Here is a 13,227-nt window from a genome sequence, read left to right as displayed (position 1 = left end):
TCGGGCCTGCCGGGTTCCGGACCGGGTGGCCCGGTCCAGGGCGCCCCGCTCCCGGCCCCGGCGGCTGCGGAATGATGGAGGGGTGGAGTTCACCAAGGGACACGGCACCGGCAACGACTTCGTGATCCTGCCCGACCCGGACGGGGCGCTCGACCTGACGCCCGGCCTGGTCGCGGCGATCTGCGACCGGCGCCGGGGCATCGGCGCGGACGGCGTCCTGCGGGTGGTCCGGTCCGCCAAGCACCCCGAGGGCGCCGCCCTGGCCGGCGAGACCGAGTGGTTCATGGACTACTGGAACGCCGACGGGTCGTACGCCGAGATGTGCGGCAACGGTGCCCGGGTGTTCGTCCGCTACCTGCTCGACACCGGGCTCGCCACGGCCACCGACGCGGCGCTTCCGGTGGCCACCCGGGCCGGCGTCGTGCGCGCGCGGGTCGACGGGGAGGTCGTCGCCGTCGAGATGCGCCGCCCCCGGCTGTACGACGCCTCCACCACCCACCTGGACGGCCTGACGCTCGCCGGCACCGCGGTGGACGTGGGCAACCCCCACCTGGTCTGCCCGCTACCCGCCGGGCTGGATCTGCCGGAGCTGGACCTCACCCGGGCGCCCCAGTTCGACCCGGTGCTCTTCCCGGCCGGGGTGAACGTCGAGTTCACCGCCCCCGGTGCCCCCGTCGAGGGCACCGACGGCCACGTGCTGATGCGCGTCTACGAGCGGGGCTCCGCCGAGACGCTCTCCTGCGGCACCGGGGCCTGCGCGGTCGCCGCCGTGGCGCTGCGCGACGCCGCCCGGGACACGGGTGTGGTGGCGGTGGACGTCCCCGGTGGCCGCCTCACGGTCACGGTGACCGACGACACCTGCTGGCTCGCCGGCCCCGCCGTCCTCGTAGCCACCGGCACCCTCACCCCGAACACCCTCACCACCCCCTGACCCTGCCCCGCGCTGGCGGCGTTTGACTACGCTGCCGGAAGCGCTGCGGCCGCAGCAGGCGCCGGCCGCCGACCTGACCTGACCCCTGTTGATCAAGAGGTTTGCGTCAGATTTCGGCCGTGCCGTGACGCGAACCTCTTGATCACGGGTCAGGCCGGGGCCGGGTCAGGGCGGGGCCAGGGCCGGGTCAGGGCCGGGGCGGGGCGGGGGTAGGGGGGCCCGGGTTACGGGGTGGCGGCGTCCTTCGCGGCGATCTCCGGCAGGTCGGCGGGGCCGGGGTCGGCGGCCGGTACCGGGGACGGGTTCGTCGCGGCGGCGCGTACGGCGGCGGCGACCGCGGGGGCGACCCGCGAGTCGAAGACGCTGGGCACGATCACCGTCGGGTTGATCTTGTCTTCGCCGACCACGTCGGCGATGGCCCGCGCGGCCGCGATCGCCATCTCCTCGGTGAACTCCTCGGCGTGGGCGTCGAGCATGCCGCGGAACACGCCGGGGAAGGCGAGCACGTTGTTGATCTGGTTGGGCTGGTCGGAGCGGCCGGTGGCGACCACCGCGGCGTGCTTGCGCGCCTCGCGCGGGTCGACCTCCGGGTCGGGGTTGGCCAGCGCGAACACGATCGCGTCCTTGGCCATCATGGCGATGTCGTCACCGGTGAGCAGGTTCGGCGCGCTCACGCCGATGAAGACGTCCGCGTCCACGATCGCCCCGGGCAGGTCGCCCGCGTAGTTCTCCTTGTTGGTGTTCTCGGCCAGCCACTGCCAGGCCGGGTTGAGCCCGGTGAGGCCGCGGTGCAGCGCGCCCTGGCGGTCGTACGCGATGATGTCGCCCACACCCTGGCGCAGCAGCAGCTTCATGATCGCGGTGCCGGCGGCGCCGGCGCCGGAGACGACGACCCGGACGTCCGCGAGCTGCTTGCCCACGACGCGCAGCGCGTTGGTGAGCGCGGCGAGCACGCAGATCGCGGTGCCGTGCTGGTCGTCGTGGAAGACCGGGATGTCCAGCGCCTCCCGCAACCGGGCCTCGATCTCGAAGCAGCGCGGCGCGGCGATGTCCTCCAGGTTGATCCCGCCGTACGCGGGCGCGATGGCCTTGACGATCGAGACGATCTCGTCGGTGTCCTGGGTGTCGAGGACGACCGGCCAGGCGTCCACCCCGCCGAAGCGCTTGAACAGCGCGGCCTTGCCCTCCATGACGGGCAGCGACGCGGCCGGGCCGAGGTTGCCCAGGCCCAGCACGGCGGAGCCGTCGCTGACCACGGCGACCGTGTTGCGCTTGATGGTGAGGCGGCGGGCGTCGGCCGGGTTCTCGGCGATCGCCATGCAGACCCGGGCCACCCCCGGGGTGTACGCCCGGGACAGCTCGTCGCGGGTGCGCAGCGCCACCTTCGGGGTGACCTCGATCTTGCCGCCGAGGTGCAGCAGGAAGGTGCGGTCGGAGACCTTGCGCACGTCCACGCCGTCGAGCGCGCTGAGCGCCTGGACGACCTGGTCGGCGTGGCTGGCGTCAGCGGTGTCGCAGGTGAGGTCGACGATCACGTGGGTCGGGTCGGAGTCGACCACGTCCAGCGCGGTGACGATGGCGCCGGCCTCCCCGACGGAGGTGGTCAGCCGGCCGATCGACGAGGCGTCCGCCGGTACGGCGATCCGGATCGTGATGGAGAATCCGGCACTCGGCAGTCGGGTGATGGCCACGTGTTTCCTTCCGTCGGCGCTGAGCGGCTCGACTCGCATTTCTACCCCTCCTCCCAGCTCGACCGGCATCCGGCCCCATTACCGGCGGGTACGTACCCCGGGGCATAACACAGGTGCGTCGAGCGTTGTCACATGTCAGGATTGCTCGGTAACTGACAGAACGGACAGGAGATCAGCTTGCGAGACCAGGACACCGTCGTCGTTTCCTTCGAAGATGAGGAGCTCGAGGCCACCACCGGCGAGTTCGAGCTGTCGGAGCGGCAGGCGTTGCGTCGGGTCCCCGGCCTCTCCACCGAGCTCAGCGACATCACCGAGGTCGAATACCGGCAGCTGCGGCTGGAGCGGGTCGTCCTCGTGGGCGTCTGGACCGAGGGCAGCCAGAGCGACGCCGAGAACTCCCTCACCGAGCTCGCCGCGCTCGCCGAGACGGCCGGCTCACAGGTGCTGGAGGGCCTCATCCAGCGGCGCGGCCGACCCGACCCGGCGACCTACATCGGGCGCGGCAAGGTCGACGACCTGAGCGGTGTGGTGCGTGCCACCGGCGCCGACACGGTCATCTGCGACGGTGAGCTGTCCCCGTCGCAGCTGCGCAACCTGGAGCAGCGCACCAAGGTGAAGGTCGTCGACCGCACCGCGCTGATCCTCGACATCTTCGCGCAGCACGCCAAGAGCAAGGAAGGTAAGGCGCAGGTCGAGCTGGCCCAGCTCGAATACCTGCTGCCGCGCCTGCGTGGTTGGGGTGAGACCCTCTCCCGGCAGACCGGCGGTAGCGGCCGCGGCGGCGGCGCCGGCGGCGGCGTGGGCGTGCGTGGTCCGGGTGAGACCAAGCTCGAGACCGACCGGCGTCGCATCCGGCACCGGATCGCCCGGCTGCGCCGCGAGATCAAGAGCATGAGCACGGTACGCCAGACGAAGCGTTCGCGTCGTACCCGCAACTCGGTCCCGGCAGTGGCCATCGCCGGCTACACCAACGCCGGCAAGTCGAGCCTGCTCAACCGGCTCACCGGTGCGGGTGTGCTGGTGGAGGACGCGCTGTTCGCCACCCTCGACCCGACGACTCGGCGGGCCACCGCCTCCGACGGTCGCCTCTACACGCTCTCCGACACGGTCGGGTTCGTCCGGCACCTGCCGCACCAGATCGTCGAGGCGTTCCGCTCGACGCTGGAGGAGGTCGCCGACGCCGACCTGGTGGTGCACGTGGTCGACGGCACGCACCCGGACCCGGAGGAGCAGGTGCGGGCCGTCCGCGAGGTGCTGGCGGAGGTGGGCGCCGACCGGCTGCCCGAGCTCCTGGTGGTCAACAAGATCGACGCCACCGACGAGGAGACGCTCCTGCGGTTGAAGCGGCTCTGGCCGGAGGCGGTCTTCGTGTCGGCCCACTCGGGTCGGGGCGTCGAGGACCTGCGCGCCACGATCGAGGCGCGGCTGCCGCAGCCTGCGGTGGAGTGCCGGGCGGTGCTGCCGTACGACCGGGGCGACCTGGTCGCCCGGGTGCACCGGCTCGGTGAGGTGCTCAGCACCGCTCACCTGCCGGAAGGCACGCTGCTGCACGTGCGGGTGAGCGAGGCGATCGCCGCCGAGTTGGCCCCGTACGCGCAGGAGCGGGTGTTCGCCGCGGGCGCGTGAGCCGTCCCGGCGTCACCCGGCCGAAACCTGAGGCATGCGACACTGACGCAATGCGCCGCGCTGTTTCTTCGGTCACGGTCGCCCTCGGACTGCTGGGGGCGACCGTGGCGTTCAGCGGAGTCGCCGCGGCGGCTCCCGCCACGACCGCCTCAGGTCCCGCCACGGCCGCCTCCGCTCCCGCCCCGGTTCCGGGCAAGAAGCGCTGCACGGTCACCGACGAGCGGCTCCGTGAGCTCTCCGGTCTGGTGGCGACGGCGAGCGGCTATGTCGTGATCAACGACAGCACCGAGAGCGACGCCCGCAAGCGGGTCTTCTTCCTCGACACCAAGTGCAAGATCTCCAAGACTCCGGTGTCCTACAGCGGCTCGGGCCCGTACGACACCGAGGACCTGGCGCTGTCGCCGGACAAGAAGACGCTGTGGATCGCCGATATCGGCGACAACGTCACCGCCAAGGACCGCCGGGAACGGGTGGCCGTCTGGACGATGCCGGTCACCGGCGCCAGCAAGCCGGTGCTGCACCGCCTCTCCTACCCGGAGAAGAAGCCGCACGACGCCGAGGCGCTGCTGGTCGGTGACGACAACCTGCCCCTGATCATCACGAAGGTGACGACGGGCAAGGCGGAGATCTTTCGCCCGACGGCGAAGCTGAAGAACGGCGACACCGAGCCGGTTCCGATGGAGAAGGTCGGCGAGATCTCGCTGCCCAAGACCGAGACCGAGAACCCGCTCAACACGTTCGGCCGGGTGGCGATCACCGGGGCGGCGCGCTCACTGGACGGCAACCGGGTGGTCCTGCGGACGTACGCCGACGCCTTCGAGTTCGACGTCAGTGGCGGTGACATCGTCGGGGCGCTCACCACCGGCAAGCCGCGGGTGACGCCGTTGAGCGACCCGTTCGGCGAGGCCATCGCCTACACGCCGGACGGCAAGACCTTCCTGACCGTCTCCGACGGCGGGCAGTTCAGCGACGACGACCCGATCGACATCCTCGCGTACACGCCGTCCACCTCGACGGCCGCGCCGATCTCCGGCGACACGGCGACCAAGCCGACCGCGGCGAAGGCGTCCTGGTTCGACTCGCTCAGCCTCACCGACATCACCTACCTGATCGCCGCGGTCGGCGTCGTCGGCGCGCTGCTGGTCGGCGCCGGCATCTTCGGCATCCTGCGGGCCCGGCGGAATCCGGCCGTGGACGACGACGAGGCGGACGGCCGGGACGACGTCCGGCCGGGCGGCCGTACGGACGACGAGGCGCCGGCGGGGACCCGCCCGCGCGGGGGCGTCTACGGCGGTGCGCCGGCCGGCGGCGGGGTCTACGGTGGCCCGGCACGCGGCGGCGCGGAGCCGGCGGGCGGCGGTGGCGTCTACGGCGGTGGCCGGCCGGCCGCGGCTCCGGGCGCCGGTGTCTACGGTGCCCGGCCCGCCGGTGGTGGCGGTGGTGGCCGGCCTGCCGGCGGCGGGGTCTACGGCGGTGGTGGCGGGCGCCCCGGTGGCGGCGGAGGTGCCGGCGGTGGCGGTCGTCCGCCGGGCGGTGGGCGACCGGGCGGCGGTGTCTACGGCGGTGGTCAGCCCGCCGGTGGCGGCTACGGCGGTGGGCGGGCGGAACCTCCGCGGCGCGGCGGGCCGGAGCCGGACTACCGGGGGCAGCGCGCCGGTCGGCGGCGCGAGGACGACGGCGATCCCTACGGCCAGTACCCGGGTGGCCGCGGCCACCGCGGCGACCGCTACTGACGCCAATCTGCCGACGAGTTCGACACGAGTGTCGGGTGAGCCGGGTGGCCGCCGGAGCCGGCGGCCACCCGGGCACCGTCAGATGCGGCGGAGGACGGCGACGACCCGGCCCATGATGGTCGCGTCGTCACCGGGGATCGGGTCGAAGGCCGGGTTCTGCGGCATCAGCCACACGTGCCCGTCCCGGCGGCGGTAGGTCTTCACCGTCGCCTCGCCGTCGAGCATGGCGGCGACGATGTCGCCGGACTCAGCGGTCGGCTGCTGGCGGACCACCACCCAGTCGCCGTCGCAGATCGCCGCGTCGAGCATCGAGTCGCCCTTGACCTGGAGCATGAAGACCTCGCCCTCACCGACCAGCTCGCGGGGCAACGGGAAGATGTCCTCCACGGCCTGCTCGGCGAGGATCGGGCCACCGGCGGCGATCCGACCCAGCATCGGCACGTAGGCCGGGGTGGGGCGCTGGGCGCGGCTCAGCTCGTCGTCGACCACGTCGCTCGGGGCGCGGACGTCGACGGCGCGCGGGCGGTTGGGGTCGCGCCGCAGGAAGCCCTTCTTCTCCAACTCCTTCAGCTGGTAGGCGACGCTGGACGGCGACACCAGGCCCACGGCCTCACCGATCTCGCGGACGCTCGGCGGGTAGCCGTGCCGCTCGACCCAGGTGCGGATGAACTCCAGGATGCGCCGCTGGCGGGCGGTCAGGTCGACCGACGCCGGGTCGGGGAAGGTGCTGACCACCGGGGTGACGGCGCGCACGGCGGGCTGGCCCGTCCGGCTGCGGGCGCTGCCCCGGCGCCGAGCGGCCGGTGGACCCGCCTCGGCGATCTGCTGCGGGTTCTTCGGCCGGCTGGCCCGGTCCTCGGTCACGTCCGTCCTCCCTGGTCGGCGCTGGGGTGCCTTGGCGGCTCGTGGTGCGTGCGGTGGCTATGGTGGTGCGCTGCCGGTGCGGATGATGATCCACCGCGACCGGTTGTTCCTGACCGTATAGGTGGGATCGGTCATTTTCAAACATCTGTACGACCTCTCACCGGCGTGTCGCGCCGAAAAGCTGGTCGGTCGTACGCCTGTTCTGATAAATGGTACGTCGGTTGGCACGCGTGTTCGAGTGGTCGGGCGCTCGGGCGACCCGCCGCGGTCCGGGCGGTAACCCGGACGGGGTCCGCCCGTTGGGTTCACCGGCGGGTCGGCCAGCGACCGCGGCCGGGTCGGGCGGGGCGAGACGACCGGGCAGGTGGGTGACGCGCCGGACACGCCGCCCAACTTGACCCCGGTCCGCTGGCGGCATACGGTCGACCCCTAGATGTAGTAGTCACATGGGCGTAAGTTGCCTATAGGTTGGGTCCGACTACCGACCGCACTCCTGTACCGTCAGCCGGCGGGCGGCCATCGGACGGTGGCGCCGCCGTGGTTGGCCGTGCCCGGGGGTGCCCGGGACGGCCGTGGTCGATCGAGGAGGTCAGTGATGCGGTGTCCGTACTGCCGGCACGCCGACTCCCGGGTGGTCGACTCGCGGGAGGCCGACGACGGCCAGCTCATCCGGCGTCGGCGGTCGTGCCCGGAGTGCGGCAAGCGGTTCACCACGGTGGAGGAGGCCGTCCTCGCGGTCGTCAAGCGCAGTGGGGTGACCGAGCCGTTCAGCCGGACGAAGATCATCGGTGGGGTGCGCAAGGCGTGCCAGGGCCGGCCGGTGGATGACGACTCGCTCGCGCTCCTGGCGCAGCGCGTCGAGGAGACCGTCCGGGCCAAGGGGGCCGCCGAGATCCCCAGCCACGAGGTGGGGCTGGCCATCCTGGGCCCGCTGCGCGACCTGGACGAGATCGCCTACCTGCGGTTCGCCAGTGTCTACCGGTCCTTCGACTCGCTCGCCGACTTCGAGCGCGAGATCGAGACGTTGCGGGCCGCGGCCCGCGCCCGGGAGCACGACGGGGCCGACGCGGTCGAGGCCGCCGGTCGCACCAGCTGATACTTCGCAGTTTTTCGAAAGATTGGGACGCGCGGTGGGTGACCGCGCAGACGAGGGGGGCAACGGCGTGACAACGAGCCGTTCACGGAACAAGGCGGGCGCGGGCCTGAAGGTCGAGCGGGTCTGGACGACGGAGGGGGTCCACCCGTACGACGAGGTCACCTGGGAGCGCCGGGACGTCGTCATGACGAACTGGCGCGACGGCTCGATCAACTTCGAGCAGCGCGGGGTGGAGTACCCCGAGTCGTGGAGCGTCAACGCGGCCAACATCGTGACCACCAAGTACTTCCGGGGCGCGGTGGGGACCCCGGAGCGCGAGTGGTCGCTCAAGCAACTGATCGACCGGGTGGTCACCACCTACCGCACCGCCGGTGAGGAGTACGGCTACTTCGCCAGCCCCGCCGACGCGGAGATCTTCGCCCACGAGCTGACCTGGATGCTGCTGCACCAGGTGTTCAGCTTCAACTCGCCGGTCTGGTTCAACGTGGGCACGCCCTCGCCCCAGCAGGTCAGCGCGTGCTTCATCCTCGCCGTCGACGACTCGATGGACTCGATCCTCGACTGGTACAAGGAGGAGGGGCTGATCTTCAAGGGCGGCTCCGGCTCCGGGGTGAACCTCTCCCGGATCCGCTCCTCCAAGGAGCTGCTCTCCTCCGGCGGCACCGCGTCCGGCCCGGTGAGCTTCATGCGCGGCGCCGATGCCTCGGCCGGCACCATCAAGTCCGGCGGCGCCACCCGCCGCGCGGCCAAGATGGTCATCCTCGACGTCGACCACCCGGACATCGAGGAGTTCGTGGTCACCAAGGCGCGCGAGGAGGACAAGATCCGCGCGCTGCGCGACGCCGGGTTCGACATGGACCTCGGCGGCGCCGACATCGTCAGCGTCCAGTACCAGAACGCCAACAACTCGGTCCGCGTCTCGGACGAGTTCATGGGCGCGGTCGAGAACGACGGCCCGTTCGACCTGCGTGGCCGGCTGGACGGCGCGGTGATCGAGACGATCAACGCGAAGAAGCTGTTCCGCACCATCTCCCAGGCCGCCTGGGAGTGCGCCGACCCCGGCCTCCAGTACGACGACACGATCAACGACTGGCACACCTGCCCGGAGACCGGGCGGATCACCGCGTCGAACCCGTGCTCGGAGTACCTGCACCTGGACAACTCCTCGTGCAACCTGGCGTCGCTCAACCTGATGAAGTTCCTCCGTGCCGACGGTGGCTTCGAGGTGGAGAAGTTCGTCAAGTCCGTCGAGTTCGTCATCACCGCGATGGACATCTCGATCTGCTTCGCCGACTTCCCGACCGAGAAGATCGGCGAGACCACCCGGGCCTACCGGCAGCTGGGCATCGGCTACGCCAACCTCGGAGCCCTGCTGATGGCGTCCGGGATGCCGTACGACTCGGACCAGGGTCGCTCGGTCGCCGCGGCGATCACCTCGCTGATGACCGGCACCGCCTACCGCCGCTCGGCCGAGCTGGCCGGCATCGTCGGCGCGTACGACGGCTACGCCCGCAACGCCGAGCCGCACAAGCGGGTCATGCGCAAGCACGCCGCCGCCAACGACGAGATCAAGCCCGCCGGCACGGTGGCCACGGCCATCCAGCGGGAGGCCACCAAGCAGTGGACCCTCGGCAACAAGATCGGTGACAAGAACGGCTGGCGGAACTCGCAGGCCAGTGTCCTCGCGCCGACCGGCACCATCGGCCTGATGATGGACTGCGACACCACCGGTGTGGAGCCGGACCTGGCGCTGGTCAAGTTCAAGAAGCTGGTCGGCGGCGGCTCCATGCAGATCGTCAACCAGACGGTCCCGCGGGCGCTGCGCAGCCTGGGCTACCCGGAGGAGCAGGTCGAGGCGATCGTCGAGCACATCGCCGACCACGGCCACGTCGTCGACGCCCCCGGCCTGAAGCCGGAGCACTACCCGGTCTTCGACTGCGCGATGGGCGAGCGGTCCATCGCCCCGATGGGCCACGTGCGGATGATGGCGGCCGTCCAGCCGTTCATCTCCGGCGCCATCTCCAAGACGGTCAACATGCCGGAGCAGGCCACCGTCGAGGACGTCGAGAAGATCTACTTCGAGGGCTGGAAGCTCGGCCTCAAGGCGCTGGCGATCTACCGCGACAACTGCAAGGTCGGCCAGCCGCTGTCCGCGGCCAAGCCGAACAAGGCCACCGAGACCCCGGCCGCCGAGGTCGAGAAGGTCGTCGAGTACCGCCCGGTGCGCAAGCGGCTGCCGAAGAAGCGCCCGTCGCAGACGGTCAGCTTCTCCGTCGGCGGCGCCGAGGGCTACCTCACCGCGTCGTCCTACCCGGACGACGGCCTCGGCGAGGTCTTCCTCAAGATGTCGAAGCAGGGCTCGACCCTCGCCGGCGTGATGGACGCCTTCTCGGTGGCCATCTCCATCGGTCTCCAGTACGGCGTCCCGCTGGAGACGTACGTCAGCAAGTTCACCAACATGCGCTTCGAGCCGGCCGGCATGACCGACGACCCGGACGTGCGGATGGCCGCCTCGGTGATGGACTACATCTTCCGTCGGCTGGCGCTGGACTTCCTGCCGTACGAGCGCCGTGCGGAGCTGGGCATCTTCACCGCCAAGGAGCGGGCCGCCCAGCTTCGGGCCGAGGCGGAGGCGGAGAGCGGCGCGGACCTCGCCGCGATGGCCGCCTCCGCCCCGGTCGAGACCAAGCCGGAGGAGCCGAAGACCGGCCCGGTCGCCCAGCCCGCGCTGGAGGTCGCCGACGTCGCCGCCGCCAAGCCGGCGCCGTCCGTCGGCTCCAGCACCGAGCTGCTGGAGGCCGTGATCGGCAAGGCCGCCGACGCGCCGCTCTGCTTCACCTGCGGCACGAAGATGCGCCCCGCCGGTAGCTGCTATGTCTGCGAGGGCTGCGGCTCCACCAGCGGCTGCAGCTGACGTACGACCCACGCCGCCCCGGCCTCCGTCACGGAGGCCGGGGCGGCGGCGTTCCCGGGCGCCCGGTCAGGGCTGGGCGAACAGCGGCCCGTAGTTCGACCGGAACATCTTCTCGCCGAGACGCCGCATCACCGTGTCGCGCAGCACCGCGGGCAGTCCGAGGGCCTTGTCCCGCCGGTGCGTCTGGGCGAGCACCCAGTCGGTGCGCGGGCGGCGGCGCGTCTCGTACGCCCGCAGCGCCTCGCCGACGCTCCCGGCAGCGGTGAGCGACTCGGCGAGCACGACGGCGTCCTCCAACGCCATCGCCGCGCCCTGCGCCATGTTCGGCGAGGTGGCGTGCGCGGCGTCGCCGATCAGCAGCACCGACCCCCGGGACCAGGAGCGGAGGACGACCTCCTGGTTCCAGCCGGCGTGCGGGGTGGCGCCGTCCGCGTCGAGGGCGTCGAGGAGCGCGCCGACCCGTTCCGGGTACGCGGCGCGCAGTTCGTCGCGCCAGCCCGGCCGGTCGGCCGCCGCGCCGTCGTTGTAGTAGCAGTACGTCTGCTCGTCGCTGACCGGGATGGTGAGGAACTGGGTGCCGCGCCCGAGCAGCACCGACCAGACCGGCTCGGAGTCGAGCCGGGGGGCCAGCCAGCGGTACGCGTACTGGGGGAGGGTGCGGGCCGCGTGAGCGTCGAAGGCGACCCGCCGCACCGTCGAGTTGACCCCGTCCGCGCCGACCACCAGGTCGTACCGCTCGGTGGTGTCGTCGTCGAACCCGACGGCGACCCGGTCGCCCTCCTGGGTGAGCGTGACCGGCTGGCGGCCCCACCGGATCGGCACGTCCGCGACGTGGGCGAGCAGGGCCCGGTGCAGGTCGGCCCGGCGCAGGGACACGCAGGGGCCGACCCCGTCCCACAGGCCGGCGACGTCGATGTCGAAGAGCGCACGCCCCTGCTGGTTGGCGCTGCGCTGCTGCTTGATCTCCACGGCCACGTCGGCGACCGGCTGCCGGACGCCCAGCACGTCCAGCATCCGCGTCGCGTTGCCGGTCAGGTAGATGCCGGTGCCGGCGTCACCGGGGACGGCGGTGCGCTCGACCACGTCCAGCGTCGCGCCCCACCCGCGCAACGCGGCGGCCGTCGCCAGCCCGGCGACACCACCACCGACGATCAGGACCCGCAGACCCGCACCCCGCACGACCAGTTCCTCCCCGCAGTCGACAACGGCCGGCTGACCTGCTGATCCGGGTCCCGGCCGACGCCGCACTCTAGGTGGCGGTGGGGGCGGGAACCGGCGGGTGGGGTGGCGTCGGCCCAAACGGTGGACGAACGTCGTGCCCCTCGCACGCCGACGCCGCGACCGGCGCCGATCCGATCGGGGTGCCGACCGTCACGTTCCCCGGGGCCACCGAGCCAGGGTGGTCGCTGGAATCATCGGGGGATGACGACAGCCGCCGCGTACCGGGAGTTCGCCACCGGCGAGACGCGCGGCCTGTCGCCGGCGTACGAGCGGCTGTCGCTCGCGGTGTCCCGCGACCGGGACCTGCTCGACCTGATCGACACCCTGCCGCCGGTCAAGCGGCAGCCGAACCTGCTGTTCGGCGTGGTCCGGCTGCTCGGCGGCCCGGTCGAGGATCCGACCGCGTTCCGCGAGTTCACGCTGGAGCACTGGCCGGCGGTCGCGGCGCAGATGCGGGTCCGGGCGACGCAGACCAACGAGGCCGGGCGCTGCGCGGTGCTGCTGCCGGCGCTCGCCGCGCTGCCGCAGCCGCTCGCGCTGCTGGAGGTGGGTGCGTCCGCCGGGCTCTGCCTCTATCCCGACCGGTACGCGTACCGCTACGGCGACCGGCGGATCGGCACCGGCGCACCGGTGCTCGACTGCGCGGCGACCGGAGCCCCGCTGCCGGCCGCGCCGCCGCGGGTCGTCTGGCGGGCCGGCCTGGACCTCAACCCGTTGGACGTGGCCGATCCGGCGGACGTCGCCTGGCTGGACGCCCTCATCTGGCCGGAGCACACGCACCGCCGGGCCCGGCTGCGCGCCGCGGCGTCGGTCGCCGCCGCCGACCCGCCGCTGCTGGTCCGCGGTGACCTGGTGGACGACCTGCCGGCGCTGGCCGCGCGGGCCCCCGCCGACGCCACGCTGGTGGTCTTCCACACGTCGGTGCTCTATCAGGTGCCGCCGCCACGGCGGGAGGCGTTCGTCGAGCTCGTCCGCGGCCTGCCCGGCCACTGGCTCGCCAACGAGGCCCCGGACGTGCTGGCCCACCCCGGCCTGCCGGAGCCTCCGGGAGACGCGTTGCACAACGTGCTGGCGCTGGACGGGCGGCCACTGGCCTGGACGCGCGGGCACGGTCAGGCGCTGGTCTGGTTCGGCTGACCGCTCCGGAGTGC

General features: G+C 72.3%; 9 protein-coding genes. 6 read left to right on the top strand and 3 right to left on the bottom strand.

What is annotated here, in order from left to right; genetic code table 11:
- Positions 1-82: 82 nt before the first annotated feature.
- Positions 83-931: a diaminopimelate epimerase gene (gene dapF, locus GA0070620_RS13530; protein ID WP_091590748.1), complete on the top strand. Its 849-nt coding sequence runs from the start codon at positions 83-85 to the stop codon at positions 929-931.
- Positions 932-1,155: 224 nt separating this feature from the next.
- On the opposite strand, the gene GA0070620_RS13525 is transcribed toward dapF, so the two are convergent.
- The gene (locus GA0070620_RS13525; RefSeq protein ID WP_231922368.1) at positions 1,156-2,661 is read right to left on the bottom strand and encodes an NAD-dependent malic enzyme; all 1,506 of its coding nucleotides are present in this window, start codon (positions 2,659-2,661) and stop codon (positions 1,156-1,158) included.
- Positions 2,662-2,799: 138 nt separating this feature from the next.
- Here GA0070620_RS13525 and hflX point away from each other — a divergent pair, with 138 nt between their 5' ends.
- Both hflX and GA0070620_RS32950 read left to right on the top strand, forming a co-directional pair.
- Positions 2,800-4,248: a GTPase HflX gene (hflX, locus tag GA0070620_RS13520; protein ID WP_091590745.1), complete on the top strand. Its 1,449-nt coding sequence runs from the start codon at positions 2,800-2,802 to the stop codon at positions 4,246-4,248.
- A 50-nt stretch (positions 4,249-4,298) separates the two neighbouring features.
- Positions 4,299-5,981: a hypothetical protein gene (locus GA0070620_RS32950; protein ID WP_172836429.1), complete on the top strand. Its 1,683-nt coding sequence runs from the start codon at positions 4,299-4,301 to the stop codon at positions 5,979-5,981.
- A gap of 78 nt (positions 5,982-6,059) precedes the next feature.
- Here GA0070620_RS32950 and lexA read toward each other — a convergent pair whose 3' ends face one another.
- On the bottom strand, positions 6,060-6,845 hold the full coding sequence (gene lexA, locus GA0070620_RS13510) for a transcriptional repressor LexA (RefSeq protein ID WP_091590741.1): 786 nt from the start codon (positions 6,843-6,845) through the stop codon (positions 6,060-6,062).
- A 595-nt stretch (positions 6,846-7,440) separates the two neighbouring features.
- Between lexA and nrdR the strand changes: the two genes are divergently transcribed.
- Both nrdR and GA0070620_RS13500 read left to right on the top strand, forming a co-directional pair.
- Complete coding sequence (gene nrdR / locus GA0070620_RS13505; RefSeq protein WP_091590739.1) at positions 7,441-7,941, top strand: transcriptional regulator NrdR; 501 nt, start codon at positions 7,441-7,443, stop codon at positions 7,939-7,941.
- A 34-nt stretch (positions 7,942-7,975) separates the two neighbouring features.
- Complete coding sequence (locus GA0070620_RS13500; protein ID WP_091590737.1) at positions 7,976-10,855, top strand: vitamin B12-dependent ribonucleotide reductase; 2,880 nt, start codon at positions 7,976-7,978, stop codon at positions 10,853-10,855.
- A gap of 66 nt (positions 10,856-10,921) precedes the next feature.
- Here GA0070620_RS13500 and GA0070620_RS13495 read toward each other — a convergent pair whose 3' ends face one another.
- A complete protein-coding gene (locus tag GA0070620_RS13495; RefSeq protein WP_231922367.1) occupies positions 10,922-12,034 on the bottom strand; it encodes an FAD-dependent monooxygenase in 1,113 nt (370 codons plus the stop codon).
- A 243-nt stretch (positions 12,035-12,277) separates the two neighbouring features.
- Here GA0070620_RS13495 and GA0070620_RS13490 point away from each other — a divergent pair, with 243 nt between their 5' ends.
- A complete protein-coding gene (locus tag GA0070620_RS13490) occupies positions 12,278-13,213 on the top strand; it encodes a DUF2332 domain-containing protein (protein WP_091590735.1) in 936 nt (311 codons plus the stop codon).
- The last annotated feature ends 14 nt before the right edge of the window (positions 13,214-13,227 follow it).

Origin of the sequence: Micromonospora krabiensis (genome assembly GCF_900091425.1) — a bacterium.
Classification (GTDB): Bacteria; Actinomycetota; Actinomycetes; order Mycobacteriales; family Micromonosporaceae; genus Micromonospora; species Micromonospora krabiensis.
Note: the sequence above shows the minus strand (reverse complement) of the source record. Positions and strands in the feature narration are given on the sequence as shown.

What these genes read in the sequence shown, in the direction of transcription:
- GA0070620_RS13525 (WP_231922368.1), bottom strand. Translation starts at nt 2,661, where the DNA reads ATGCGAGTCGAGCCGCTCAGCGCCGACGGAAGGAAACACGTGGCCATC.
- GA0070620_RS32950 (WP_172836429.1), top strand. Translation starts at nt 4,299, where the DNA reads ATGCGCCGCGCTGTTTCTTCGGTCACGGTCGCCCTCGGACTGCTGGGG.
- nrdR (WP_091590739.1), top strand. Translation starts at nt 7,441, where the DNA reads ATGCGGTGTCCGTACTGCCGGCACGCCGACTCCCGGGTGGTCGACTCG.
- GA0070620_RS13490 (WP_091590735.1), top strand. Translation starts at nt 12,278, where the DNA reads ATGACGACAGCCGCCGCGTACCGGGAGTTCGCCACCGGCGAGACGCGC.